This window comes from Undibacterium pigrum (genome assembly GCF_003201815.1).
Classification (GTDB): Bacteria; Pseudomonadota; Gammaproteobacteria; order Burkholderiales; family Burkholderiaceae_D; genus Undibacterium; species Undibacterium pigrum.
In genome coordinates this window covers 316,148-338,920 of record NZ_QJKB01000005.1, presented here as the reverse complement: position 1 = coordinate 338,920, position 22,773 = coordinate 316,148, and the positions used below count along the sequence as shown (strand labels likewise).

Here is a 22,773-nt window from a genome sequence, read left to right as displayed (position 1 = left end):
CTGATCCTACGCATCATTGCATCAGCGTTTCACCGAAAAAATTTCTTCCAGAAACACGCTGACCGCATCGACAGTCGGCTCCAGCCAGGGATCAAATAACCAGAAGCTATGTGGCGTATCTGGTAGTTGCACGTGCTTGGTTACGATGCCCATAGCCTTCATTTTTTCCATCATTTCTTCCCGGCCCAGGCTAAAGCGTTTTTGCGCACTGCTGATGAACAAGAAGGGAGGTGTGTCTTTGCTGACATGGGTAAGTGGGGACGCTTCTTTCCATACTGCAGTTTTTTCTGCATAGCTGCCACCCAGCCAGGCACCTGCGGCTGTCGTTTTTTTGCTGGGGTCATCTTCATATCTGCGTGCTTCTTCTGAAGTGAAATCCGACAAGCCGTCGATATTGATGACTGCTTGCACCGCGCTGGAAACGGTGCTGGAAACAACGCTAGAAACAATACTGCCCCCGGCCTGCATGTCGAAACTTGCCATGTCATTTGTCACACCGACCAGGGCAGCAATTTGCCCGCCTGCTGAACCACCTGCTACGGCAATTTGATGCGGGTTGATATAGTATGAGCTGGCGTGGCTGCGCATCCAGCGCACAGCCGCTTTGACATCGTGTATGGCAGCAGGGTAGCGTGCCTCTGTCGATAAGCGGTAGCTGATGGCGGCACAGACATAACCACGTTCTGCCAGACGTATCGCCATTGCGCCCAGGTTGTCACGTGAGCCTGATCGCCAGCCACCGCCATGCACCAGTACAATCGCTGGTCTGTCCGGGTTGACACGGAAGCCTGCCCCCTTCGCTTGTGCAGGCAGGTATAAATCCAGTTGCAAGTCTTTATCCCCATGACGAACATAAGGCAAATCTGGCAGCAGCCTGACGCTGGCTGGCAAGGTCTGGCTGGCGATCTGGATGAAAGGATAGCTGGCTCTCAGTTTTTGATAAGTGGACTCTGCGGTATAGGCGGTTTCAGCAGGCATTACCTTAGTCTTGACGGCGCAAGCGGGGAGCATGATGGCCGCCACCATACTGATGATGCTGGCGGCAAGAAATTTGGCAATTGAGCTGCTGATGCGTGCTTTCAAACTGCGCTCCTGGATTATGGGGAATTGCCCCTGTTTGTATTAAACTGATCTATACGAGAATATAGCAGCAAGAAGGATTTGCAATACGCGCTAGCAAATCAATTTGATTCCATCACATCGGGAGATATGCATATGCAGCCACGCATCACCGTCATTACCCTGGGCGTCGACAATCTGGAAACCTCCCTGCATTTCTACCGTGATGGCCTGGGGTTTTCTACCGAAGGCATCATAGGCACAGAATTTGAATATGGTGCTGTCGTCTTCATCTCGCTGCAAGCCGGGTTGCGCCTGGCACTGTGGCCACGCAAGAGCATCGCGCATGATACCGGGTTGAAGCTGGCAGCAGCCAGTGCGACAGAAATGACCCTGGGCCACAATGTAGGCTCTGAATCTGAAGTGGATGCTGTGATGGACAAGCCCAGCAAAGCGGGGGCCACTATCGTCAAGGCGGCCCATGATACTTTTTGGGGTGGTTATTCAGGCTATTTCCAGGACCCCGATGGGCATCTTTGGGAAGTGGTCTGGAATCCGCAGTGGGAGCAGGACAATTAGCTTTAAGTCTGATTTGACTTGATGCTATCTTGATCTGATGCCATCAACCCAGCGCATATAAACTCGCACAGCCATAGTCTGTTTGCACACCAAGATACTGACCTACCCACCCTATGCTACAGCGCTTGACGACATGTTCTATCCTGAAGCTTAAGGTGCATTCCAGGGTGGCGAAGTCGTAGATCTGCATCTTGTTGCGATTGGCAATGGCGCATAGTTTGCCATCTGGCGACAGGGCTATCGAGGTTCTGCCGTCAAAGCTGGAAGCGGGCCAGCCTGCACGCAAAGACATGCTTTGCATGTCGAAGCACAAGTGGCTGGCATTGCCGTAAGCGGCTTCGGCGATCAGGTAACGGCCATCGGGTGTGTATCTGAGCAGCGTAATCATCTTGAAGTCGCCAGCGATGTTGGCGCGCACCTTGCCTGTCGCGATATCCAGCAAGACTATCTCTCCTGCGCGGGCGCAATAAGCGATGGTATCGCCATCAGGTGACAAGGCTGCCTCCATTTGCGGGGAATGACCGCCATGCAGTTCATAGGGCAAAGGGATATCCAAAAGCTGTAAACCAGAATTCAGGTCTGTCACCACCAGATTGGGTTCAGCATACCAGACAGCAAGATTAGCCTGCGCGTCAAGACAGCTTACCGGATGAGGGTTGGGCGCAGAGAGGATGGTGTAGGCAGTATCGCCTTTGGCCCACGACAAGACCTGATGGTCAGCCTTGATCAGCAGACGCTGCATGGCTGGCAGGTAAATCGCCTTCCACACCATGCGGTGCTGGGGCAAGTCTGGCAATGCAGTTTTCTTGCCTGATGCATCCAGTAAATACAAGCAATCACCAGGTCGTGTATCGTCAAAACTATTGCATAGCAATTGCCCATCTACATCGGCTATTGGCAAGGCACCTGTATATGCCTTGCTGCGCAGGCGATGCAGGCGGGGTTCACCGGCTTGCGCCCCGGCTTGATCCAGAACAAAGCCTTTCTTGATCCTGGACCATTCTTCTTTCTCTGCCCATGCCAGGGCGGCATCAGGATTATCCTGAGGCTTGTCACTCTCTTTCTCCTTGCCGGGAGCGCCAGTGCGGACACGTACATTCGCGCCCTCGCAATAACTGCTCCAGTTTTTACCGTTTTCGGGGTCTGTTAACTGACGAATGCGCATAGTGTGAAAGTGTCAAAAGTCTGGAGAGTGATGGAAGAAAAATCTTGGCCTGGCAGGATTTTAACCCAGCCTGCCCAATCGGGAATGAGGCATTAAATTCTGTTGCACATTGTATAGACACTTTTGCTTCCCATCGCTACACTAAAATCTGTCGCTTCAAAAAATAGACATCGCTGGCATGCGGCATACTCAATATCAAGAAAAATATTCGTGAGACAAACATGGCTGAGAACAAAACCAAGGCAACTGAGAATAGCGTGGACGATTACATCGCTGCCATCGCCGATGATGCGCGGCGGCAGGACTGTGAAGTCTTGATACAACTCATGTCCAAAGCCACCAAGCAGCCTGCCGTCATGTGGGGTGACAGCATCGTTGGCTTTGGCAATTATCACTACCGCTATGAAAGTGGTCGCGAGGGTGATATCTGCCTGGTAGGCTTTTCTTCGCGCAAGGGTGACATCAGCCTGTATGGCTTGTTCGCCGCAGCCAGGCATGCAGAACTGGTGGCAAATCTGGGCAAATCAAAATCTGGCAAGGGCTGCCTTTATATACGCAGGCTGAGCGAAATTGACTTGCAGGTGCTGGAGACACTCATCAACGAAGCTGCTGACAGCAAGGACAAGTCGCGCTGTTAATGCCTGGGATGCGTGCCCGCTTTCTACTTTCTACCATCTCACTAACTTACACATTGCCGTCCATATAGGCATCCCAAAAGCCCTCAGCAGGTTCGGCCTGTTCCACAATATCCAGTACCAGCCCGGACGGGTCGCGTACCTGGAAGCGTACCTGGCCCCATGCTTCGTGTCTGACCGGGTAGAGTATTTCTACACCAGCGGCCCGCATCAGGGTTTCTTGCTCGCGGGCGTCGTCTACCTGCAAGGTCAGCAACAAGCCCTGGCCATTGAATGCTTCAGGGCCAGGTGGGCGCGAAGGATGGTCTGGCGTCATGAAGGCAATCGCTGTCGTACCGGTTTCGCCAGTGCTGCGCGATAACCATACAAACCAGGATGCCTCAAAGCCCACTTCAAAACCCAGGTGCTGCACAAAAAAATCACGTGATGCATGGATATTGGCAGTGGTGACCAGGGGATAGGCAGAAGTCAGTTGCGATAGCGTGGCAGGCGAGAGAGTCGGCATGATAGCTCCTGTTGCATTAAGGATGGGGAGTGGTACATACTATCTGTATGTCTAATTAATTATGGATACATATAGTCTGTATGTCAACAAAAAAAACCAACCCGGAAGCCGGGACTAACTCGCTTAGCCCATCTCTCCAGCCAACACCTGTCGCCAACCGCCGTCTGGCACAGGGTGCACTATCCCGCACCCGGCTGATTGCTGCTGCACGTGCCCTGTTTGAGAAAGATGGCTATGCCAATACGTCGACCGAAGCTTTGTTGCTGGCCACAGGCCTGACTCGCGGCGCGCTCTACCACCATTTCCGTGACAAGAAAGATTTGTTCGTGGCGGTGTGCGAAGCAGTGCACATCGACCTGAGTTCAGCAATTGAGAAAGCAGCAGATACCCAGGGATCACCCCGGCAGCAACTGATAGCAGGTGCCATGGCCTGGATCGACGCCATATCGCAGCCGGGCCCGCGCCAAGTGTTGCTGATAGATGGCCCCTCGGTGCTGAGGGCAGAGACTTGGGCAAGGCTGGATGAGCGCCATGGTTACCAGCAACTCCGCACCGTGCTGAGCGAGATTCTCAGCCCCGAAGGTGAATTGAGTGGATTGGAGATCGATGCCAGCACCTCTGCCATCAATGGTGCCATCAATGAACTGGCGCAGTGGCTGGCGCGTCATCCTGCTGATGCTTTTCCCGATGCGCGGGATGCTGCAATGGCGGCCCTCAGACGAGTGTGCAATAGCGTTCTGACGAGCAGTCAAGGAGCATAGATCACAAACAGGCTATCTGGATGCTGCTAATTCAGACCCTAAGCATGTGCCCGATTACGCGACGCGGGCCACAACTGCATAGTCTGCACAGTCTGCATATAATTCACTCACACATTTGTCCACGCGATGAAAACTGGCCTGACAATATCTCCTGATCTGTCAGGTCATCACCTTGCCAGAGCAGGACTTTTGCTGCCCCTGCACCGAAACCAAGTTCACGGAATGCACGGTTTTCGACCTGGGTAAAACCTCCCTCGGGATTGCCCTGGGGATGGATGACGACGACGGGTGACATCTTCAAACTTGGGCCACCCACCAGGCGGGACAGGAATGCCTTGATCAATTGCTCTGCCACGGTAAAGTCAGAAACCAGGGAGCGAGGGTGAGCGAAAGGGTTGACCAAGATAGCACCATTCTGGCTGGCTGCAGCCGCACGTGCTGCGGCACCTATACCCAGCAATTTCTGCTTTGGTGGCGCACTGATTGCCAGTTCGGGTATTTCTGAAATCGACTGGCCAGACTTCACATCCCGCATGCTCAGACGATCAGGAGAAATCTGTACGTAGATAGTTGACTGGAGAAAGTTAAACATAAAAATTCCAATTTTTTGGACGACTATGGTTTATGCTAAGGATACATTGATTTTTTAACATATGGGCAAAATGCGATCGCATCAGCGCATACCAGTCGTGCTTATCAGTTGATGAAAAATTCAAATTTACTTGTCCAGCCAGGGTGGTTGGAAATACACGGTTTTCGATCCGAAGTCCAAATCCTTTACCCAGTAACGATCTCTGCAACCCAGCTTCCACAGTTTGGCGCCTGCATCCATGCAAGAATCCGGCAGTGTCAATTTATGCTTTAAGCAGGGCCATAAAAGATAGCTGGCGACTTCGTCACACTTGGTCAGATAAATTGCCCAATTCAGCAATACTTGATAATGAGGTATATCGTAAGGAAAATGTTCACTCCGATACTCACTTATCGCTTCATACAGAACACCAAATAGTTCATTGTCCGCGACTTTAGGTATTTCAATTGACGACGGCGCTATTTCTATCGAAAATCCGCAGTCTATAAAAGAAATAATTTCTTCATTGTAGTCTTCTTCCAAAAGCAATGGCCGAAGGTGGGATATGTGTGAGAAAACCAGAGACAAGAGTTCATCTTCGCTGCATCTGACCTGATCATGCTGAGGACAGAGATAGCCCCAACCGGGAATTTCCCTTGTATTGCTTTCCAGTTTCAGCAGCCTGCTACGAATTTCTTTATGCTCATCAAAGAGTGACCACGCCGCTTCAAGATCATCTGCGTTTGAAATCGACTGAAAGAAAAAATAGTGATCAACTTCATTTTCCATATCGATAGAATCTGGATCATCACTATTTCTTTTCAAAATTTCAGCCAGCATATTGAGTTTATGGCTCATCAAAATTCCAGTAAATATAGATGCGTGCGAAACCTGAAGCTGTAAACTAGCGATAAACACTCCTGATCATGGCCTGATCCTGCGAAACAACTTCTCCGCAGAGAGATAAATTACGCTGCAAATGTTCGTTTAGTTCATCAGGCAAGCGACTATCGGTACTCAGTTGCGTCAATTGCGTGCTGCGCAGCGCGGCATCAAACAATATCGCATGGCCATGCTTGCTGATGTTATTGCGAGTGAGATTAAGTTTGCGCAATGTGAAAGATTCGTCGATCAGGTGTGCGGCTTGCACAGCACCCTCATCGCCCAAGCAATTGGCTTGTGCACCCAGCACTTTGGTAGAGGGTGCATAGCCCAGATTAAGGCTTTGCAATGATGAATGCCTTGCTGCATCGAACAGGGCGCGGGCTCCTTGTTGGCTGATGCCATTGCTGGCCAGTTCCAGGGTATGCAAAGTGTGGTTGTGGCGCAAGGCATCTGCCAGCACCAGAGCGCCTTCATCTCCCAGGCGATTGACGCTCAGGTACAGCGCCTTGATATGCGGTGCATCGCGCAACAGGCGTGCCAGGTCAACGGCACTGGCTGCTTCGAGGCCGTTGCCGCTGAGGTAAAGGCTTTGCAGACTGTGATTATCGCTACACAGTGCATCGACGATGGCTTGCACGCCTGATGCACGCAAATCAGTATTCACCAGATCCAGCACGCGTAAATGCTGATTGCTGCGTAACATGTGGGCGATAGTCGCGGCACCTTCAGGGCCTAGCGGATTACGTTTCAACCACAGGCCGGTAATATTTGGCGCACTAGCCGCCAGGGTATTGCCCAGCGCCAGCGCACCCGCAGGCCCGATGTTATTGCAGCCCAGATAAAGCACTTCAAGATGGGAATTAATGCTGGCCAGCCCGGCCACTGCAGCGGCTCCGGTATCACCTATCGCATCTGTCCCCAGCATGAGACTGCGTACCTGGGTATTGTGTTCCAGTGCTTTGGTGACGCTCAGACAATGATCGACACCCAGGCTTTGCTTGCACAGATCGAGACGGCCATCGCTGGTCAGGGTCCCGCGTGGAAATTGCTGATTACCTGGCGCATTTAGGTTGACTCCGAGGTTGTCACTAAGATGTTCAAGTAGGGGCTTAAGCTCAGCCGCATCGCATGGCGTGATGCTGACGCGATGCACAGGGCATTGCACATTGCTGTGCTCTTCCATGGCTGCAAATTGTGATAAGTCACCATGCATAGGGTTCATAGTCTTTAAGAAAATGGCCAGATAGTGGCGTCTCTGCTTCATTGACACCACGCACTATCGGGTCTATCAGGCGCGCCATACCATCGATGATATCGAGTGGCGTATAAAAGCCTTGCGTTTGCCGCACATGCATGGCATGCGGGTAAGGTTTTTCATCGGTGATCCAGTCGGTATCCACCGCATTCATATAAATGCCGTCGCGCGCCCATTCCTGGGCGCTGGTACGCACCATCATATTGAGCGCAGCCTTGGCCATATTGGTATGAGGATGAAATTCTGTTTTGCTACTGCGATTGAATTGCCCTTCCATGGCAGAAGCCTGGATGACAAAGCGACGCAGATGGGGTGAACGCAGCAGTGCCAGTTTAAGACGGGCAGTCAATATAAATGGCGCAACGGCATTCACCAGTTGCACTTCCAGCAGCTCCATCGTCGATACTTCATGCAGTTGCTGCGACCATGAATTGCTGGGTCGCTTGTCCAGTGCCTGGCCGTAGATGTCTATCTCCTGTTGCGGAAAATAATCTGCATAGCTGGGCAATTGCCCCAGATATTGCGTCTTCGCTTCCAGCAACCAGGGCGTTGGTTCGGCCGCCATCAGGGCGGCATAAAATTCGCGTGGCCGCTTGATGGTTTGCGCTGCATTGTTGATGAGTATGTCGAGGTGGGGCAATTCCTGGCCCAGCTTGTCGGCAAATTCTTCTACGTCTGGAATGCAGCGCAAGTCCAGCGCCCTGATGCTCAGGCGCTCTGCCCAGTCGCCAAAATCTGGCAGTTCCAGAAAACGCCGTTCGGCATCTTGCGGGAAGCGGGTCGTCACGATGACATGCGCGCCATCACGCAAGAGACGCAAAGCTGTTTCAAAACCTATCTTGATGCGACCACCCGTGACCAGTGCATAACGCCCGCGCAAATCGGCGCGCTGATGACGCTTGTTCCAGTTCTTCTCAGCACATAGCGGGCACAGGGAATGGTAGAAATGATGGAGTTGCTGGAAGCCTTGCTTGCAGACATAGCAGCGTTGTGACCATAGAGCGCTGCCGTTTGTCTCATTTGACAGCAAAGGCAAGGCCGCAGTTTGTTGCGAGCGTACCAGCCCGGTTTGCAAGCGTGCATTGCGCAATTGTTCTTTTGCGGCCTCGGCACGTGTATGCCTGTGTCCACGCTTGGCGCCTTTTTGTATCTTGGCAATCAGGGTCTTGAAGCGCGGATGATCATCCATCTGCGAAGGCTCATCTGCAATCAACTGCAGCACCTTCAAGGCGATGTTCAGTTCTTCATCGGTAAATGCCACCGCGGGTATCCTCGTCTGTCCATTTACACACGCAGGTGTGCGCGCTGAGTGGTGGGAACGGGTTGGGCTTGAACCAACACCTCCCTCATGCGTATGTTGACGCGCTTCCATTACGCTACCGTTCCCGTCGGCGATTATAGCGGAGTGGGTTTGCAACGGTCAAATTTACTGGCCATGCACATGAAGGCATGGGGCGTTCATCTTGAATTATAGGGAGCAAGCTGGGTTTGAACCAACGCCTTCTGCATGCAATGCAGATGTGCTTCCATTACACCATCGCTCCCGGCGCGGATTATAGCGGAGTAATCTGGAAAGCTAACAATATTTCGATGATAAATTCAACGATAATTTCGACAACAATCACAAGCTATCGAATCGACTGGGAACGAGTTGGGTTTGAACCAACGCTTTCTCCCTTGCTGTGGAGCTATGCTTCCATTACATCACCGTTCCCGGCATGGATTATAGCGGAATGACTTTGGCGCGAGTGAAATCTGGGCACTACAAGGGTGCGCCACAACGCCCCCTGCCATCTGCATGAATTGGGAACGAGCCGGGATTGAACCGACGCCATCTCCTCTTGGTTGAGGTGTGCTTCCATTACACCATCGTTCCCGCTATGGATTATAACTGAGTGCCTTGGGCGGGAGCGAAAGCTGGCTAATAACTGGGGGGACGGCGGAATTGCTCAATCTGATTTGCATCCCTCCACTTGAAACGATACCATCACTTTTTTTGACACTGTGTACACAGGCACCGCATGCAGCATATATTGGGGAGAGAAGAATGGGTTTGGGTATCAGTGTAGGTGTATTGTCGGGACGGGACAATCATGATGCAAATCGTGATGAAGGGCTGGCCCCAGGCTGGGCAGCCATCAATAAAGTATTGAATGCAGCAGGCTTGCCTGCGCACGTAGAGCCACGTTCGCTTCCGCAATTGGATTCACGCTCTGAGCTTGATGGCTTTCCCTATTCCTATATCCACTATTTGCGCCGTGCTTACGCCCACCGCAGGGCAGACCCGGCATGGCTGGCAACACCCTTGCCAAAAGGAGAGGACCCAAGCCAGGATGAAGTGCTGCAAGCGGAATATGACTACCTGAGCAGTCATTTGATTTGTCATTCAGATGCAGAAGGCTATTATGTACCAGTCGACTTTGAAGAAGTCTTGTTCGCCGAAAACGGGGATACTGGCCTGCCAGGTGGCATGCTTGGTTCATCTTACCGTCTGATGGAAGAGCTGGTACTGGTGGCACCTGCACTTGGCATCCAGCTCAACAATGGGCAATTGTCAGATGCAGAAGCCGCGCGCATCTGCGCAGAAGCAATGCAGCAAACCAGTTGTTATCGCGAACTGGAATCCTGGATACTCTTATTTGAATGCGCCCGTCTGAGTCTGACGCACAAGACAGCCATCGTGTTTTGCTGAAAGACCCTGCGCGCTTGGCATGTCAAACAAGCTGTTTGACATGCGGGTAGCATAAAGACCGCTGAAAGCATCAGCGAATTGCGGAGAAGCTCCACTGTGCAAGATACGCATGATACCGTTTGCAGCTTGTAGCATACACAAAGGCAGGCAGCCAGCCCAGGTGGGCGATAACCGGATACCTGAAAAAATGACGAAGCGTGCCCCCGCTAAATCTGCCCGTACAGAAACAGTAGAGGCACTCTCTCGCATTCTACTTACATGGACTTGAGAATCTCCTGTCTCTTTGCCTCATGTTCAGGCTTGCTGATCAAGCCATCTTTGAGGAGAGCGTCGAGTTCTTTCAGCCTGTCAGCTGCGGACCCTTGCGCTGGCTTGCCTTTTACAAGACTTGCTGCTTCTGACTTGCTTGGACATGACTGCGCACAAGTTTCCATTGCTGTCTTGCAGGCTGATTCATTCGCCAGAGGGAACAATTTGAAACCACTCATGCAACTGCTATGGTTGGCTGAACATTGCTGTGCGCAGGTACTGTCTATGTTGGCCAAATCAACTTTGGGCGCACCTACACAGCCGGACAGCAAGAAAGCCAGTGCAGAAATAAGGGGAGTGATTTTTTTCATGGGTATTCGTATTTTCAATCAGGGTAAAAAGTGAGCCGCGCTAGCGGGATACAGGAGTTCTTCAATGATGAAATTGTATTGCATTTTTTAAAATTCCCGAAACCTTTATCTCTCACAATGACCAGCCATCACCCATGCAAAGTCGTCGGCACCGCAGCCCTGATCACTTCGATGAACTTGCGCAGCCTGGCCGGGTAAAAGCGTGCATACGGATACACCAGATTCACTGGCAAGGGTGTGGCCTGCCATTGCGGCACCAGTTGTACCAGCCGCCCGCTGGCGATGTCGTCTTTCAGTATCCAGGCTGAACCTATGGCTATGCCCAGGCCTTCCAGCGTGGCGGTGCGCAGGGCGTAGAGGTTGTCGGTACTGATGCGCGGGGTAAAGGCGAGGCGCTGGATTTCGCCAGTGTGTACCTGGCGCAGGAATACTTCGTTGCGGTAAAAAGTACGCAGGGATAACCAGGGGAAGCCCGCCAGGTCTATGGCTTGCTGGGGCATGGGCCTGCCTGCCAGTATCGATGGCGCAGCAACGACGATGCGCGGCACTTCGGCCAGTTTGATGGCGACCAGGTTGGTGTCGCTCAGCTCGCCTATCTGTATCGCGCAGTCTATGCCCGCAGAAATAAAATCCTGCAAGGTAGTTTCATCATGCAGCAGCCACTCTACGTTGACGCGCGGATATAGCCTGAGATAGTCGGCCAGTGGCTTGACCAGTCTTTGCTGGCCAAACGCATGGGGAGCGACGACACGCAGCAGACCTTCAGGCTCTTCTGTCACGCCACGCAAGTCGGACTCAAAGGCTGCCCAGTTGACCAGCAGGTTTCTGGCATGTTCATAACAGCGTTCTCCATCGGCAGTCAGGCGCATGCTGTGGGTGGAGCGGTTCAATAGCCGCACACCCAGGAATTGCTCCAGCGATTGCAGACGACGGCTGACGGTGGGCTGGGTCGTACCCAGTTGCACTGCTGCGGCTGACAAATTACCGGCCTCGACGATGCGTACAAAGGTTTGCATCAGCTCTATGCGGTCACCTGCGCCCGCCATCAGGGATGCGGTGGCAGTCTGGTCAGGATGCATGAGTTTTTGCTTGGTCATACGTCTAATGTATAACAAATCTGCGTTGACTGCTACTACCGCATGACTCTATCAAGAAATACACTGTGCAGCAATGCATAAGACGAATCAGAAGAGGAAACAAAGTATGTCATCCATTCACCAATCGCATGACCAAAGTGCTGCTTTGCAGCCCGGGCAGGCGGCCGTCAATCTCGCGCCCGTCCATCAACTGCCCTCACCACCACTGGTGTTATTGCTGGCCAGCGGGGCTGGCTTGTCGGTGGCATCGCTGTATTACAGCCAACCCATGCTGGGCATACTGGCCGCCGATATAGGCGTCAGCAACCTGGACGCAGGCTTTATCCCTACGCTAACGCAACTTGGATATGCCCTGGGTATCTTGTTGCTGGCCCCGCTGGGCGACAGGCATGACCGCCGCAATATCATCCTCATCAAGGCTGGCTTGCTGGTCGCTGCCCTGATTGCTGCAGGTCTGGCAAACAGCCTGAGCATTTTACTGATTGCCAGCCTGGCGATAGGCTTGACGGCCACCATGGCGCAAGACATCGTCCCTGCTGCTGCCACGCTGGCGCATGAATCACGCCGCGGCAAAGTGGTGGGCACGGTCATGACGGGTTTGTTGATGGGCATCTTGCTTTCACGCGTAGTCAGTGGCTTTGTGGCTGAGCACTTTGGCTGGCGCAGCATGTTCATGCTGGCGGCGGTGGGGGTATCGCTGATTGCCGTTGCTATCTGGCGTGGCCTGCCCCATTTTGTGCCGACGACCACCATGAGTTACCGCGCCTTGCTGGCATCACTGCTGGACCTCATGCGCCGCCACGGCACGTTGCGCCGTGCAGCACTGGCCCAGGGTTTGCTGGCGATGGGCTTTAGCGGCTTTTGGTCTACCCTGGCAGTGATGCTGCATGCCGAGCCCTTTCATATGGGCAGCGCCGTGGCGGGTGCCTTTGGCCTGGCTGGCGCAGCAGGCGCACTGGCTGCACCACTGGCCGGCCACCTGGCCGATAAACGCGGGCCGGAGTTGGTCACCAAACTGGGTGCCGGGCTGACTGCAGCGTCCTTTGCCATCATGAACCTCAGCCCGCTGTTCCCGCCAACGGCACAATTGTGGTTACTGGGCATAGGCACGCTGGGTTTTGACCTGGGTGTGCAGAGCACACTGATTGCCCACCAGACCATCGTCTATGGCATAGACAATGGCGCCCGTAGCCGCCTCAATGCCGTGCTGTTTGTCGGCATGTTCATCGGCATGGCAGCCGGTGCCACCCTGGGCAGCGCCCTGCTGGCGCAATGGGGCTGGACAGGCGTGACCGGCATGGCCACAGTTACGGCGCTGGCAGCACTGGCGGTAAGATACTGGAAGGTACCTGCAGACGAGGCTTGATAAAACAAAAAGCCAGGCTCGCCAGAGCCAAACTTGTCAGAGCAAGGCCGATTGAGTGAGCATCTCAATCGGCCTTTTTTTATCTGAGATGCTGCGTTGCTGCGATAATTTCTTTGACACTATATCGACTTCCGATATATCATCTCTCGATATAAGCACCAGCAAACTCAGGGCATCAATGAGCGACATCAACTATTCAAAGTATCTGCCTCTTTCAGAAGCCACTTTCTATGTGCTGGTGGTGCTGACCGAGCCTTTGCATGGTTATGCCATCATGCAAAAAGTAGAAGACATCAGCGAAGGCAATGTCGTCATTGGCCCTGGCACTCTGTATGGCGCATTTGCCACGCTGGAAAAACAGGGCTTGATCACCAAGGTCAGGGAAGAAGAGCGGCGCAAATACTACGAACTCAGCGACAAAGGCAGGCTGGTGCTGGCTGAGCAAATACGGCGCATGGAAATCATGTTTCGTAACGCGCAGTTCGCACTGCCAAAATTAAAAATGGGGGCGGCAAAGTGAGTGCAGATCCAGATACAAAAACCAGTGAAATACTGATCAAAAAATTCAAATGTTTCCACTCATGGGAAGATGAGCAAGAACAGCTTTGGTTGCAGCAAATGGCAAGCCAGGGTTTGCATTTAAAGACACGCAATGTCCTCGGTATCTATACCTTTGCTCAGGGCGCACCGGCGCAAATTGCCTATCGCCTCGACTACGTGCCGAACGCAAAATGGAATGTCGCCAATGTCATCGAACCGGATGACAGCTATCAACAGTTACTGATAGATGCGGGCTGGGAGCATGTACTCAAGTCAAATGGCTGGCAATACTGGCGCATGCCAGTGACGGATACTCTCCACGCAGGAAAAGCAGAAATTTATTCTGACGATGCATCGAAACAGATGAAATACAAGCGACGCATGCCAGGTTTGCTATTTTGGTTTTGCATATTGATAGTTCATCTCAGTCTCCCCCAATCCAGCTTGCATACTTTGGGTGGTGGCAAGCTGGCATATATGATCGTTTATGGGATAGCCATGCCCATCACCATCTACCTGGGATATTCCATGGCACGCATTTATTTGCGTATCAGGCAGTTGCGTGAATAAGATAGCTTTCTTCATTTTTGGAACTGAGATATTCATGCCACCCAATTTTTTTATTCCTGCATTTTTCCATGCATCCCGCAGAGGCTTACAGCACTGGCTGCTTTACTTTGCGTTGACATGTGCAGCATTAACGCTGGCATCTCCTGCACAGGCACAAACCGCCAGCGACACCGGACTGCTGCGCCTGCTGAGCCTCATGCAGCAACGACTGGACCTCGCACAGGATGTGGCCATGTATAAATGGAATACCAGGGCCGCGATTGATGACTCTGTACGTGAACAACAGATACTGGATGCACTTGCAAAGCAGGCACCAGAATATGGTCTTGAACCCAAATTGGCACAGGATTTTTTTGCTGCGCAGATCATCGCAGGCAAGCTGATACAAACGGCCTTGTTCAAGGAATGGACAAACAAGTCACAAGCGCTGTTTGAGAACCCGCCTGACCTCAAAACAAAAATCCGCCCGGCACTGGATAAGTTGACGACGGAATTGCTGATGGCGCTGGCTGCGGCACAGCCAGTGTTGCAAGGCAAAGATAGTCAGCAGACAGTTGAGTTGACAATGATGAATGCCAGTGTGCAAGCGGGTGTATCGCAAACAGTTCCAGGGTATGCGGCGGCCTGGCAATATGCCCTTTCAGCATTGAGTAAGTCAAGGTGACAGGTAGTTGCGAAGCGCAGCGTATTCGTACGCATGGCTAACGTTGCCCCCTTCTGGATCACGACATGCATGCGACTAAGCTAATCTCACTTGCGCATGACTGAACAGTGCGTTGCAACGCAACCTACGCGCTGGTAAAAATACTTTAAGCAATCAGCTTCCTGGCGCCACCTCCATCATCAATCTGCGCAACCAAAGATGCGCATCGCTGCGCGCATATTTGCTATGGCTATACACTTTCAGGGTATACGGCGGTATGGCAAAGGGTGCAGGGTAGATGGCTATGCCTGCTGCCTGTGCCAGCGTCATGGCGGCATGGCGTGGCAGGGTCATGATGAGTTCGCTGCTGGCGATGATGAAGGGGGCCACCAGCACATTGGGCAATTGTACGGCCACTTGCCTTTGCAGGGCCATGCCATCAAGCACATAGTCGATGACGCCGCGGCTCTCATTCCAGGGCGTGACGACGACATGGCGGGCTTGCAGATAAGTCTTGAGCGTCAGCTTGCGTTTGATCTGTGGATGTTGCTGGCTGGCGATGGCGACATAGTCGTCTTGCAGCCAGTCAAATTCTTCCAGGCCAGCAGGCAGTGGCGTACGTTCTTCATCGTAGCCAAGGGCAAAGTCGATATGGCCCGCAGCCAGTTCATCAAGTGCCAGCTTCTGGCTGGTGTTGATGATGCGCAGGGTGATTTGCGGTGCGACCTGCTGCATCCTGCTGATGAGGCGCGGCAAAATTACAAAGGCCGTATAGTCGCTGGCCGATATGACGAAATTGCGCTGGCTGCTGGTGGGGGCAAAACGCTGGTTCAGGCTCAGCCCTGCTGACAACTGTGCCAGTGCTGCACTAACTGTGCTGGCAATCTGTTCTGCCCGCAGCGTCGGCTGCATCTGGTTGTCCAGCCGCACAAACAGCTCATCGCCCAATGCCTGACGCAATCTGGCCAGCGCATGACTGAGGGCAGATGGGCTCAACGCCAGCTCGTGCGCAGCAGCCGTGACTGAGCGCTGGTGATACAGGGCATTGAACACAAGCAGGAGATTGAGATCCAGCTTGCGCAGATCAAGATGCATATTCTGCATGATAGTGTGAAGTAATTGCACTTGCCGCATTGTAGGCTGGCTTGCTAGGATATGACAATGAGTGTGGCAATGAGTGCTGTAAATGAATGCGACAGATTGAAATGAGATTTCCATGAATATAACTATCCGCCCCGCCCTGCCAGATGATGCAGCCCTGATCCACGCATATATCACCGAACTGGCAATTTATGAAAGAGCCGAGCATGAAGTCATTGCCAGTGTCGATGATGTCAGGCAAAGCCTGTTTGCCGCCGACAGCCCGGCACGCGGACTGATCTGCGCCATTGATGGCCAGCCAGTTGGCTATGCAATTTACTTTCTCAGCTATTCAACCTGGCTGGGTCGCAAGGGCATGTATCTGGAAGACTTGTATATCTCGCCCAGCCACCGTGGCAGCGGCGCAGGCAAGGCCTTGTTAAGGCATCTGGCGCAAGTGGCCGTCGAAAGTGGCTGTGGCAGGCTCGAATGGAGCGTGCTGGACTGGAATGAACCGGCAATACAGTTCTACCTGTCCATCGGTGCAAAACCGCAGGATGAATGGGTACGCTACCGCCTGGCAGGTGCAGGCTTGCAGGCCTTTGCTGCGGGCGAGGTAGCGACGAGTCCGGCAGCAATAAGCTGATGGATAGACTTGCGAATACGGATAGACTTGCGAGACCTCAAACTTCAAGACCTCTCAACACAGAGGCACAGAGACACAGAGGTGCACGGAGTGAAAAAATAGAAATGCGATGTGCTATAGATTGCCAAGGCGCTCCAGGCACATCGCATTTTTATCGTACACGTCCCTAATTTTTCTCAGTGCCTGCTCTGCGTCTCTGTGTCTCTGTGGTGAGCTTTTTGGTCTTGATCTCAATGCTCCCCACCAACAGCAATCACTGGACCAAAGCCGGTTGTATGGCATCAATCCTGCCATCCGAAGGCCGGGCTGGCACGCGTAACAATTTCATCAAAAGTGGGTACACGTCGACATTATCAAAGGCTGGCAAGACCGTCGCTTTCTTAAAGGCCGGGCCGTTGGCAATAAACAGTGCCTGCATTTCTTTGGAGAGATTATCGTAACCATGTGCACCGCTGTTTGCCTTGGCGGCAGCCTTGGCATCTGGCACCACCAGCCAACCTACATCTGCCGAGCAAATGAAACGCGGCACGCGTGGGTGCTTGCCGTATTGATAGCGGGCCGGGATGTTTTCTTTTTTCCAGCATTGCATATGTTCATGGGGTTTCAGCAGCGCTGTGGCGACTGCATCTTCCTGCCCTGACCTGGGTTCTATCCCGGCAAAGCTGCCATACACCACCACATCATAATTTGCAGGCTGGGCAATCTTGTCCAGTTGTATGGTGCGCTGTGGGCTGGTGGCTGCCATGCCGTGATCAGAGACGATGACAATATTGGCGTTGATGTTACGCGCGCGCAAGCCATCGACCAGGCGGGCGATGGCGGCATCAACCGTGGCAGCAGCCGCTGTCACTTCTTTGGTATCCGGACCAAAATCATGGCCAGCATGATCGACCTGGTCAAAATAGACGGTCAGGAAACCAGGGCGGGTAGCGGCAGGCTGCTCCATCCAGCCCAGCACGGTATCGACACGCGCTGCTGGCGTGACGGTTTCATCAAAAGCCTTGTAGGCAGACGGGCGTACGCCATGAATCGCGGCTTCTGAACCCGGCCAGAACATGATGCCGGTTCTGACCTGATTTTTTTCTGCCGTGACCCAGACTGGTTCTGCGCCGTCCCACCAGCGTCTGTCGAGCACGGCTTCCTTATTGCTCATTTTAAAGCGCACGCCTGCAATATGTTTGTCATCCATGGTATTGGCCACGATGCCATGATGATCAGGGCGCAAGCCTGTCACCAGCGTGTAGTGATTGGGAAAGGTGATCGATGGGAATGATGGGCGCATACTCTCTGCCCTCACACCCTCTTTGGCCAGGGCGTTTAGCGTGGGCGTCACGCCTCGCCCCAGATATTCTGGTTTGAAGCCATCGATGGAAACAAGGATGACGGGGCGATAATTGCTGTTATCAACCTGCGCAACAGGCGCTTGTTGAGACTGGCTGACGCAGCCCGCCATGGCCAGGGAGAACAAACTGTAAGCAGCTATTTTTATGCAGGTTTTTTTCATGATGTACTTTGAATGGAACGTAACGTTCAATGGTACTTTTAATGTTGCGCTTAATGATGCGTTGATAATACGCTAGATGCATCCTGCATCAATCAGGCAATCACTGGCCCCAGAAACAAGACAGTGGCAGGCCCGGTGCGGAAACCGGGGCTGAGTGCATCTGCCTCTACCATATAAGGCATGGCATCATGCGCAGCCAGGGCTGCCTTGGAAGCCCATTTCTCCACCAGCACAAATTTATTTTCATCGCCATCTACGCCATGCATATCGTATTGCAGGCAACCTGCTTCGGCCCGCACCAGCGGGGCCAGCCTGGTGTAGGCCGCGATTTGTTCTTTGCTTTGACCAGGTTTGGTCTGGATCAGGATGACCATCATGAATGCTTCTGACATAAAAATAATTCCAGGTGATATGGGTGTTAATTAAATTCAAGCTTGTGAATGCGATATGCAGAATGCGCCATGCACACTCTGCTTTGCTAAGTAACACGGCAAATCAAACCATGTCTTCCGGCCTGACCCAGCCATCAAATTCCTCAGCAGTGACGTAACCGAGAGCCAGTGCTGCTTCACGCAGGGTCGTGCCCTTGCTATGCGCATGCTTGGCAATCGCGGCGGCGCGGTCATAGCCGATATAAGGGTTGAGTGCGGTCACCAGCATAAGGGAATTATCGAGTAGTTCCTTGATGCGTGCGCGATTGGCTTGCATGCCCTGGGCGCAATGCTCATCCAGGCTGGCCATGCCATCGGCCAGCAGGCGGCAGCTTTGCAGGAAGTTATGCACGATCAGGGGCTTGAAGACATTCAATTCAAAATTGCCGGATGCACCGCCTATACTGAGTGCCACATCATTGCCCAGCACCTGGCAACACAGCATGGTCACAGCTTCGCACTGGGTAGGATTGACCTTGCCGGGCATGATGGATGAACCGGGTTCGTTTTCTGGTATCTGCAATTCACCCAGGCCAGAACGTGGGCCTGACGCCAGCCAGCGTATGTCATTGGCGATTTTCATGAGGGCAGTGGCCAGGGTCTTGAGTGCACCGTGGCTGCTGACCATGGCATCATGGCCCGCCAGTGCTGCAAAACGATTCGGGGCTGCGCTAAAAGCAATGCCGGTATCAAGTGTCAGATTGGCAGCAACGAGGTCGCCAAAGTCAGCATGGGTATTGAGGCCAGTGCCCACTGCCGTGCCGCCTATCGCCAGTTCCTGCAAGGCTGGCAGGGTGTGGCGCAGGGCTTTATCGGCATAATCAAGTTGCGCGACCCAGCCAGAGATTTCCTGGCCCAGCGTCAGCGGAGTGGCATCCTGTAAATGGGTACGGCCTATCTTGATGATGTCGGCAAATTCCTTAGCCTTGGCATCAAGGGTGGCGCGCAGTTTTTTCAGGGAAGGCAAGACCTGTTCGATAACGGCCGCAGCAGCAGCCACATGCATGGCCGTGGGGAAGACATCGTTGGATGACTGGCCCATATTCACATGGTCATTTGGATGCACGACCCGGCTCATGCCGCGTGTGCCGCCCAAAAATTCAGAAGCACGGTTTGCCAGCACTTCATTCATATTCATATTGCTCTGCGTGCCTGAGCCGGTTTGCCAGACCGACAGCGGGAAGGCATCTGCATGCGTGCCCGCCAGGACTTCTTCCACCGCCTGGGCAATTGCCCCTGCCACCTTGCCATCCAGCAGGCCCAGGTCACTGTTCACCTGCGCGCAACTGCGTTTGACGCGGGCCAGTGCCAATACCAGTTCTGGCGGCATGGTTTCTGTGGAAATGGCAAAGTGATGCAAGGAACGCTGGGTCTGCGCGCCCCACAATGCATCTGCGGGGACGGCAATCTCGCCAAAGGTATCGCGCTCATTGCGCTGCGCGCCGGAATACTTGGTTTTCATTTGCAACAGCTCCTGGGATGAGAGTAGAACTTCATGATAGAAAATCTTGAAACTATGCTCTCATTTTAGCTGTGAATGCCATAGTCTGCCTGATTGCAGTCAGGCATTTTCAGTTTGCTGCAAAATTTCTCTGCAGGAGCGGCTTTAGCCGCGAACAGGTGCTAACACTGTCCCGGCTGTCTATAGAGTTCAAGCAGAAAAATTTCGCGGCTGAAGCCGCTCCTACATGCAAAATTTGATTTGATGCAAAAGCGTAATCTCTCAACATAAGCCTGCGCATTTACTCTTCATGGCGAGCAAGTAATTGCTTTAACAATGGTGAAAAGATTGTTTTCCCAAGCAGTTGTTCTCTCCATCGCTCGGGTATGCCGTCGATACCATCGCGAATGCCCGCAAGCCCACCAGCGATGCAAGCCGTCGTATCAGTGTCATTACCTAAACGAACTGCAGCGCGAACTACTGCTTCGTAGTTGCCGGCTTCCAGCACCATACGGGCAGAACGCAGGCTATCAACCACATAACCTGAACCATAACCTATCGGTTCATCGTCTGGTCGTATCGACCATTCCAGTTCCTCAAGTTCCTGGGGTTTATTTGCATAAATGGTCCTCAGTGTACCAACAGCTTCATTCCACGGATCAACAGCATCGTCAAGAATCCGGCGTGCCCAAAGACAATAGAGCGCGCAGCATACTTGCGAGCGCATATGAGCATGAGTAAGTTGCGACTGCAATTGTGCAATTCTGACTAAATCAGAATCTGAGCCACGATGAAATAAAGCCAGTGGCAATACGCGCATCAATGAACCATTGCCATTGTCATACTCATCGCCTGCTCCCGCTTCAAGCGCAGGCACATTCTGGCGCATGGCAAGTATCGCTTTGCCTGTAATGATGCCCACATCGAAAACAATTCCATCAACTGCCATATAACCATCGTCATACCACAGGACAAGCCTACGACCAAAATCATCTGCATCAAATTGCCCGCATTCCAATAATGATGCCAGCAAACAAAGTGCTTGCGCACCGTCATCCGACCAGGTTCCGGGTTGTACAAGGTGATGTGAACGTGCAAAGCCAGCAGGTGGCTGGAACTCTATGAGTTCTACTGCGGGGATTGTTGATGCGTCGTGAAATTCATAGGGAACGCCCAATGCATCGCCGACCAGTAAACCCACCAGGCCGCCAGTCAAACGTTCTATTCTTGTAGGTCTTTTAATCATGAGTAGATGTTCAGATAATTTATTCAGGCATTAAATCTCACCAGCGTATGATCCATGCCTGCCAATTCTGCATCGATGATAGCAGCGATCTGATCCCAGTCACCTCTGGCCAGTCCTGCGCCTATCAGGGGATATGCTATGCGTAAGCCGGCAAAGTCATGCCGCAGACTGGCAAACACCTTGCGTATGGCTGCGTAGTCTGCTTTCACGCTGTTGCCACGCCAGTCATACTGGGTATAGGCATTGACGATGATAAAGCGTGCATCGCCCCTGACTATGCTGGCCTGGCTGTAACTACCGAGCTTGGCATGGTCGGCGGGCAGGGTTTCCTGGTCGGCTGCATAGGCTTCAGGAAATTTCTTTTTGATGGTCTTGGCGATACCTGCACCCATATTGCAAAAACAATTGCAACCATGGACGATGACATCAAAATGGCCTTGCAAGGCCAGCGCCAGTAAATCCCCTGTGACTTCTTTCATTATCTCAACTCTCTGTCAATTGCCTGCTACCAAAGCGCGTATACAAGTCCCCTGCCATGCGCAGGATATCTTCACGCATGGCAAGTCTTTCCAGCCATTCGGCAGGAATACCTGCTATGCCATAATAAGCACCGGCAAGCTGGCCGGTGATGGCGGCGGTGGTGTCGGCATCATCACCCAGGTTGGTGGCGGTGAGGATGGCGTCCTTGAAATTATCTGTGTGCATGAAACACCATAAGGAAGCTTCCAGCGATGCTACTGAATAACCGCTGCCGCGTATCTCGTCCCTGGTTTTGGAGAGGAAGCTGGCCTGGCTGATGGCGATTACCTTGGGTTCGGTTGGCGTAAATGGCAGAGTGTCAAACAGGTCTGCCTTGCTGCAACCTCCAAACAGACGACACAATAAAGCCGCCAGTAACTGGCAGCATTGTATGGCTTCGGGTGCGGCATGGGTGGTGCATGAACTTTCTGCGGCGTAGTGGATGGCGGCAGCAACATCAGGATAGCCAAACATGGCCACCGGTGCCAGGCGCATCAGCGAGCCATTGCCAGCAGTGGCAGGATCTTCCAGGCCGCAATAAGGTTCACCGCTGCTGGCATAACGCGACAAGGCCGCACGCACGGTATTGCCGATGTCAAAACAAAGACCGGTAGAACTCAGGTAACCCCATTTCCACCAGTTCAGATAACGTCCCATCTGGTCTTTGGCATCGAAGCCATCTTTACTGAGCAGGCTCTCTGCCAGACACAGGGCCATGGAAGTGTCGTCTGTCCATTCACCGGGTAGTAGCCCAAACGGCCCGCGCCCCACCATATCGGTAACAGGCGCGAAACTGCCACGTGCAGAAAATTCCACGGTCGTACCAACAGCATCACCGCAGGCCAGACCTGCCAGTGTGCCAAGATAGCGTTGTTGTAAGCTGATGTTCATGAGTGATCCTTGCTGTGTGAACTGCTTATCCCTGGATTTGGATAGCCGATGGCTCAGGATAACTCACTTAGT

The 22,773-nt window shown here is 52.9% G+C and carries 25 protein-coding genes and 4 tRNA genes; 9 read left to right on the top strand and 20 right to left on the bottom strand.

The features are described from left to right. Nucleotides 1–21: 21 nt before the first annotated feature. Nucleotides 22–1,083: an alpha/beta hydrolase gene (locus DFR42_RS17025; RefSeq protein ID WP_245936998.1), complete on the bottom strand. Its 1,062-nt coding sequence runs from the start codon at nucleotides 1,081–1,083 to the stop codon at nucleotides 22–24. Nucleotides 1,084–1,215: 132 nt separating this feature from the next. On the opposite strand from DFR42_RS17025, the gene DFR42_RS17020 reads away from it, so the two are divergent. After that, nucleotides 1,216–1,638 (top strand): VOC family protein, encoded by a 423-nt coding sequence (locus DFR42_RS17020; RefSeq protein ID WP_110256271.1) that lies wholly within the window; start codon nucleotides 1,216–1,218, stop codon nucleotides 1,636–1,638. Between the two features lie 43 nt (nucleotides 1,639–1,681). Here DFR42_RS17020 and DFR42_RS17015 read toward each other — a convergent pair whose 3' ends face one another. After that, nucleotides 1,682–2,803: a WD40 repeat domain-containing protein gene (locus DFR42_RS17015; RefSeq protein WP_110256196.1), complete on the bottom strand. Its 1,122-nt coding sequence runs from the start codon at nucleotides 2,801–2,803 to the stop codon at nucleotides 1,682–1,684. A 221-nt stretch (nucleotides 2,804–3,024) separates the two neighbouring features. On the opposite strand from DFR42_RS17015, the gene DFR42_RS17010 reads away from it, so the two are divergent. After that, nucleotides 3,025–3,441: a DUF1801 domain-containing protein gene (locus tag DFR42_RS17010; RefSeq protein WP_110256195.1), complete on the top strand. Its 417-nt coding sequence runs from the start codon at nucleotides 3,025–3,027 to the stop codon at nucleotides 3,439–3,441. 46 nt (nucleotides 3,442–3,487) lie between these two features. Here DFR42_RS17010 and DFR42_RS17005 read toward each other — a convergent pair whose 3' ends face one another. Beyond that, a complete protein-coding gene (locus DFR42_RS17005) occupies nucleotides 3,488–3,943 on the bottom strand; it encodes a VOC family protein (protein WP_110256194.1) in 456 nt (151 codons plus the stop codon). Nucleotides 3,944–4,023: 80 nt separating this feature from the next. Between DFR42_RS17005 and DFR42_RS17000 the strand changes: the two genes are divergently transcribed. Next, nucleotides 4,024–4,704, top strand: coding sequence for a TetR/AcrR family transcriptional regulator (locus DFR42_RS17000; RefSeq protein WP_110256193.1), 681 nt, complete (start codon nucleotides 4,024–4,026; stop codon nucleotides 4,702–4,704). A gap of 103 nt (nucleotides 4,705–4,807) precedes the next feature. Here the strand turns inward: DFR42_RS17000 and DFR42_RS16995 are convergent, their stop codons facing one another. The 8 genes from DFR42_RS16995 to DFR42_RS16965 all read right to left on the bottom strand — a co-directional run bounded on the left by DFR42_RS16995 (nucleotide 4,808) and on the right by DFR42_RS16965 (nucleotide 9,291). After that, nucleotides 4,808–5,296 (bottom strand): rod shape-determining protein, encoded by a 489-nt coding sequence (locus DFR42_RS16995; RefSeq protein ID WP_110256192.1) that lies wholly within the window; start codon nucleotides 5,294–5,296, stop codon nucleotides 4,808–4,810. A 126-nt stretch (nucleotides 5,297–5,422) separates the two neighbouring features. Continuing rightward, nucleotides 5,423–6,133, bottom strand: a complete 711-nt coding sequence (locus DFR42_RS16990) for a hypothetical protein (RefSeq protein WP_110256191.1) — start codon at nucleotides 6,131–6,133, stop codon at nucleotides 5,423–5,425. A 46-nt stretch (nucleotides 6,134–6,179) separates the two neighbouring features. Then, the gene (locus DFR42_RS16985; protein ID WP_170133558.1) at nucleotides 6,180–7,382 is read right to left on the bottom strand and encodes a leucine-rich repeat domain-containing protein; all 1,203 of its coding nucleotides are present in this window, start codon (nucleotides 7,380–7,382) and stop codon (nucleotides 6,180–6,182) included. Then, nucleotides 7,363–8,676 (bottom strand): SDR family NAD(P)-dependent oxidoreductase, encoded by a 1,314-nt coding sequence (locus DFR42_RS16980; protein WP_211324330.1) that lies wholly within the window; start codon nucleotides 8,674–8,676, stop codon nucleotides 7,363–7,365. The genes DFR42_RS16985 and DFR42_RS16980 overlap by 20 nt, the downstream gene beginning before the upstream one ends. A gap of 53 nt (nucleotides 8,677–8,729) precedes the next feature. Then, nucleotides 8,730–8,801: transfer RNA gene (locus tag DFR42_RS16975), tRNA-OTHER, on the bottom strand. Nucleotides 8,802–8,888: 87 nt separating this feature from the next. Beyond that, a tRNA-Ala gene (locus DFR42_RS16970) sits at nucleotides 8,889–8,959 on the bottom strand. Nucleotides 8,960–9,057: 98 nt separating this feature from the next. Continuing rightward, nucleotides 9,058–9,129 (bottom strand) — tRNA-Ala (locus DFR42_RS29260). 91 nt (nucleotides 9,130–9,220) lie between these two features. Continuing rightward, nucleotides 9,221–9,291, bottom strand: a tRNA-Leu gene (locus tag DFR42_RS16965). A 171-nt stretch (nucleotides 9,292–9,462) separates the two neighbouring features. On the opposite strand from DFR42_RS16965, the gene DFR42_RS16960 reads away from it, so the two are divergent. After that, complete coding sequence (locus tag DFR42_RS16960; RefSeq protein WP_110256189.1) at nucleotides 9,463–10,107, top strand: hypothetical protein; 645 nt, start codon at nucleotides 9,463–9,465, stop codon at nucleotides 10,105–10,107. 254 nt (nucleotides 10,108–10,361) lie between these two features. On the opposite strand, the gene DFR42_RS16955 is transcribed toward DFR42_RS16960, so the two are convergent. After that, a complete protein-coding gene (locus DFR42_RS16955; protein WP_110256188.1) occupies nucleotides 10,362–10,727 on the bottom strand; it encodes an SHOCT domain-containing protein in 366 nt (121 codons plus the stop codon). A 128-nt stretch (nucleotides 10,728–10,855) separates the two neighbouring features. Continuing rightward, a complete protein-coding gene (locus DFR42_RS16950) occupies nucleotides 10,856–11,824 on the bottom strand; it encodes a LysR family transcriptional regulator (protein WP_425450883.1) in 969 nt (322 codons plus the stop codon). A gap of 106 nt (nucleotides 11,825–11,930) precedes the next feature. On the opposite strand from DFR42_RS16950, the gene DFR42_RS16945 reads away from it, so the two are divergent. The 4 genes from DFR42_RS16945 to aroQ all read left to right on the top strand — a co-directional run bounded on the left by DFR42_RS16945 (nucleotide 11,931) and on the right by aroQ (nucleotide 14,964). Then, entirely contained in the window at nucleotides 11,931–13,190 is a 1,260-nt protein-coding gene (locus DFR42_RS16945) for an MFS transporter (RefSeq protein WP_110256187.1), read from the top strand. Between the two features lie 178 nt (nucleotides 13,191–13,368). Then, complete coding sequence (locus tag DFR42_RS16940) at nucleotides 13,369–13,710, top strand: PadR family transcriptional regulator (RefSeq protein WP_110256186.1); 342 nt, start codon at nucleotides 13,369–13,371, stop codon at nucleotides 13,708–13,710. Next, entirely contained in the window at nucleotides 13,707–14,300 is a 594-nt protein-coding gene (locus tag DFR42_RS16935; protein WP_110256185.1) for a DUF2812 domain-containing protein, read from the top strand. The genes DFR42_RS16940 and DFR42_RS16935 overlap by 4 nt, the downstream gene beginning before the upstream one ends. A 34-nt stretch (nucleotides 14,301–14,334) precedes the next feature. Beyond that, complete coding sequence (gene aroQ / locus DFR42_RS16930; RefSeq protein WP_146218874.1) at nucleotides 14,335–14,964, top strand: gamma subclass chorismate mutase AroQ; 630 nt, start codon at nucleotides 14,335–14,337, stop codon at nucleotides 14,962–14,964. 153 nt (nucleotides 14,965–15,117) lie between these two features. Here the strand turns inward: aroQ and DFR42_RS16925 are convergent, their stop codons facing one another. Next, on the bottom strand, nucleotides 15,118–16,038 hold the full coding sequence (locus DFR42_RS16925; protein WP_211324339.1) for a LysR family transcriptional regulator: 921 nt from the start codon (nucleotides 16,036–16,038) through the stop codon (nucleotides 15,118–15,120). A gap of 121 nt (nucleotides 16,039–16,159) precedes the next feature. Here DFR42_RS16925 and DFR42_RS16920 point away from each other — a divergent pair, with 121 nt between their 5' ends. Further along, complete coding sequence (locus DFR42_RS16920) at nucleotides 16,160–16,669, top strand: GNAT family N-acetyltransferase (RefSeq protein WP_110256183.1); 510 nt, start codon at nucleotides 16,160–16,162, stop codon at nucleotides 16,667–16,669. 253 nt (nucleotides 16,670–16,922) lie between these two features. Here the strand turns inward: DFR42_RS16920 and DFR42_RS16915 are convergent, their stop codons facing one another. From DFR42_RS16915 to DFR42_RS16890, 6 genes are all read right to left on the bottom strand, one after another. Beyond that, nucleotides 16,923–18,173 carry an alkaline phosphatase family protein gene (locus DFR42_RS16915; RefSeq protein WP_110256182.1) on the bottom strand — a complete coding sequence of 417 codons (1,251 nt, stop codon included), beginning with the start codon at nucleotides 18,171–18,173 and terminating at the stop codon, nucleotides 16,923–16,925. 92 nt (nucleotides 18,174–18,265) lie between these two features. Further along, nucleotides 18,266–18,565 (bottom strand): putative quinol monooxygenase, encoded by a 300-nt coding sequence (locus tag DFR42_RS16910; protein WP_110256181.1) that lies wholly within the window; start codon nucleotides 18,563–18,565, stop codon nucleotides 18,266–18,268. 103 nt (nucleotides 18,566–18,668) lie between these two features. Further along, a complete protein-coding gene (gene fumC / locus DFR42_RS16905) occupies nucleotides 18,669–20,066 on the bottom strand; it encodes a class II fumarate hydratase (protein WP_110256180.1) in 1,398 nt (465 codons plus the stop codon). Between the two features lie 280 nt (nucleotides 20,067–20,346). Continuing rightward, complete coding sequence (locus DFR42_RS16900; RefSeq protein WP_110256179.1) at nucleotides 20,347–21,291, bottom strand: ADP-ribosylglycohydrolase family protein; 945 nt, start codon at nucleotides 21,289–21,291, stop codon at nucleotides 20,347–20,349. 23 nt (nucleotides 21,292–21,314) lie between these two features. Then, nucleotides 21,315–21,770, bottom strand: coding sequence for a macro domain-containing protein (locus tag DFR42_RS16895; protein WP_110256178.1), 456 nt, complete (start codon nucleotides 21,768–21,770; stop codon nucleotides 21,315–21,317). Between the two features lie 4 nt (nucleotides 21,771–21,774). After that, entirely contained in the window at nucleotides 21,775–22,701 is a 927-nt protein-coding gene (locus DFR42_RS16890) for an ADP-ribosylglycohydrolase family protein (protein ID WP_110256177.1), read from the bottom strand. Nucleotides 22,702–22,773 lie beyond the last annotated feature (72 nt).

What these genes read in the sequence shown, in the direction of transcription:
- DFR42_RS17005 (WP_110256194.1), bottom strand. Translation starts at nt 3,943, where the DNA reads ATGCCGACTCTCTCGCCTGCCACGCTATCGCAACTGACTTCTGCCTAT.
- DFR42_RS16900 (WP_110256179.1), bottom strand. Translation starts at nt 21,291, where the DNA reads ATGATTAAAAGACCTACAAGAATAGAACGTTTGACTGGCGGCCTGGTG.
- DFR42_RS16925 (WP_211324339.1), bottom strand. Translation starts at nt 16,038, where the DNA reads ATGCATCTTGATCTGCGCAAGCTGGATCTCAATCTCCTGCTTGTGTTC.
- DFR42_RS16995 (WP_110256192.1), bottom strand. Translation starts at nt 5,296, where the DNA reads ATGTTTAACTTTCTCCAGTCAACTATCTACGTACAGATTTCTCCTGAT.
- DFR42_RS17010 (WP_110256195.1), top strand. Translation starts at nt 3,025, where the DNA reads ATGGCTGAGAACAAAACCAAGGCAACTGAGAATAGCGTGGACGATTAC.
- DFR42_RS17000 (WP_110256193.1), top strand. Translation starts at nt 4,024, where the DNA reads ATGTCAACAAAAAAAACCAACCCGGAAGCCGGGACTAACTCGCTTAGC.
- DFR42_RS16955 (WP_110256188.1), bottom strand. Translation starts at nt 10,727, where the DNA reads ATGAAAAAAATCACTCCCCTTATTTCTGCACTGGCTTTCTTGCTGTCC.
- DFR42_RS17015 (WP_110256196.1), bottom strand. Translation starts at nt 2,803, where the DNA reads ATGCGCATTCGTCAGTTAACAGACCCCGAAAACGGTAAAAACTGGAGC.
- DFR42_RS17020 (WP_110256271.1), top strand. Translation starts at nt 1,216, where the DNA reads ATGCAGCCACGCATCACCGTCATTACCCTGGGCGTCGACAATCTGGAA.
- DFR42_RS16890 (WP_110256177.1), bottom strand. Translation starts at nt 22,701, where the DNA reads ATGAACATCAGCTTACAACAACGCTATCTTGGCACACTGGCAGGTCTG.
- aroQ (WP_146218874.1), top strand. Translation starts at nt 14,335, where the DNA reads ATGCCACCCAATTTTTTTATTCCTGCATTTTTCCATGCATCCCGCAGA.
- DFR42_RS16895 (WP_110256178.1), bottom strand. Translation starts at nt 21,770, where the DNA reads ATGAAAGAAGTCACAGGGGATTTACTGGCGCTGGCCTTGCAAGGCCAT.
- DFR42_RS16990 (WP_110256191.1), bottom strand. Translation starts at nt 6,133, where the DNA reads ATGAGCCATAAACTCAATATGCTGGCTGAAATTTTGAAAAGAAATAGT.
- DFR42_RS16945 (WP_110256187.1), top strand. Translation starts at nt 11,931, where the DNA reads ATGTCATCCATTCACCAATCGCATGACCAAAGTGCTGCTTTGCAGCCC.
- DFR42_RS16940 (WP_110256186.1), top strand. Translation starts at nt 13,369, where the DNA reads ATGAGCGACATCAACTATTCAAAGTATCTGCCTCTTTCAGAAGCCACT.
- DFR42_RS16960 (WP_110256189.1), top strand. Translation starts at nt 9,463, where the DNA reads ATGGGTTTGGGTATCAGTGTAGGTGTATTGTCGGGACGGGACAATCAT.
- DFR42_RS16915 (WP_110256182.1), bottom strand. Translation starts at nt 18,173, where the DNA reads ATGAAAAAAACCTGCATAAAAATAGCTGCTTACAGTTTGTTCTCCCTG.
- fumC (WP_110256180.1), bottom strand. Translation starts at nt 20,066, where the DNA reads ATGAAAACCAAGTATTCCGGCGCGCAGCGCAATGAGCGCGATACCTTT.
- DFR42_RS16910 (WP_110256181.1), bottom strand. Translation starts at nt 18,565, where the DNA reads ATGTCAGAAGCATTCATGATGGTCATCCTGATCCAGACCAAACCTGGT.
- DFR42_RS16920 (WP_110256183.1), top strand. Translation starts at nt 16,160, where the DNA reads ATGAATATAACTATCCGCCCCGCCCTGCCAGATGATGCAGCCCTGATC.
- DFR42_RS16950 (WP_425450883.1), bottom strand. Translation starts at nt 11,824, where the DNA reads ATGACCAAGCAAAAACTCATGCATCCTGACCAGACTGCCACCGCATCC.
- DFR42_RS16985 (WP_170133558.1), bottom strand. Translation starts at nt 7,382, where the DNA reads ATGAACCCTATGCATGGTGACTTATCACAATTTGCAGCCATGGAAGAG.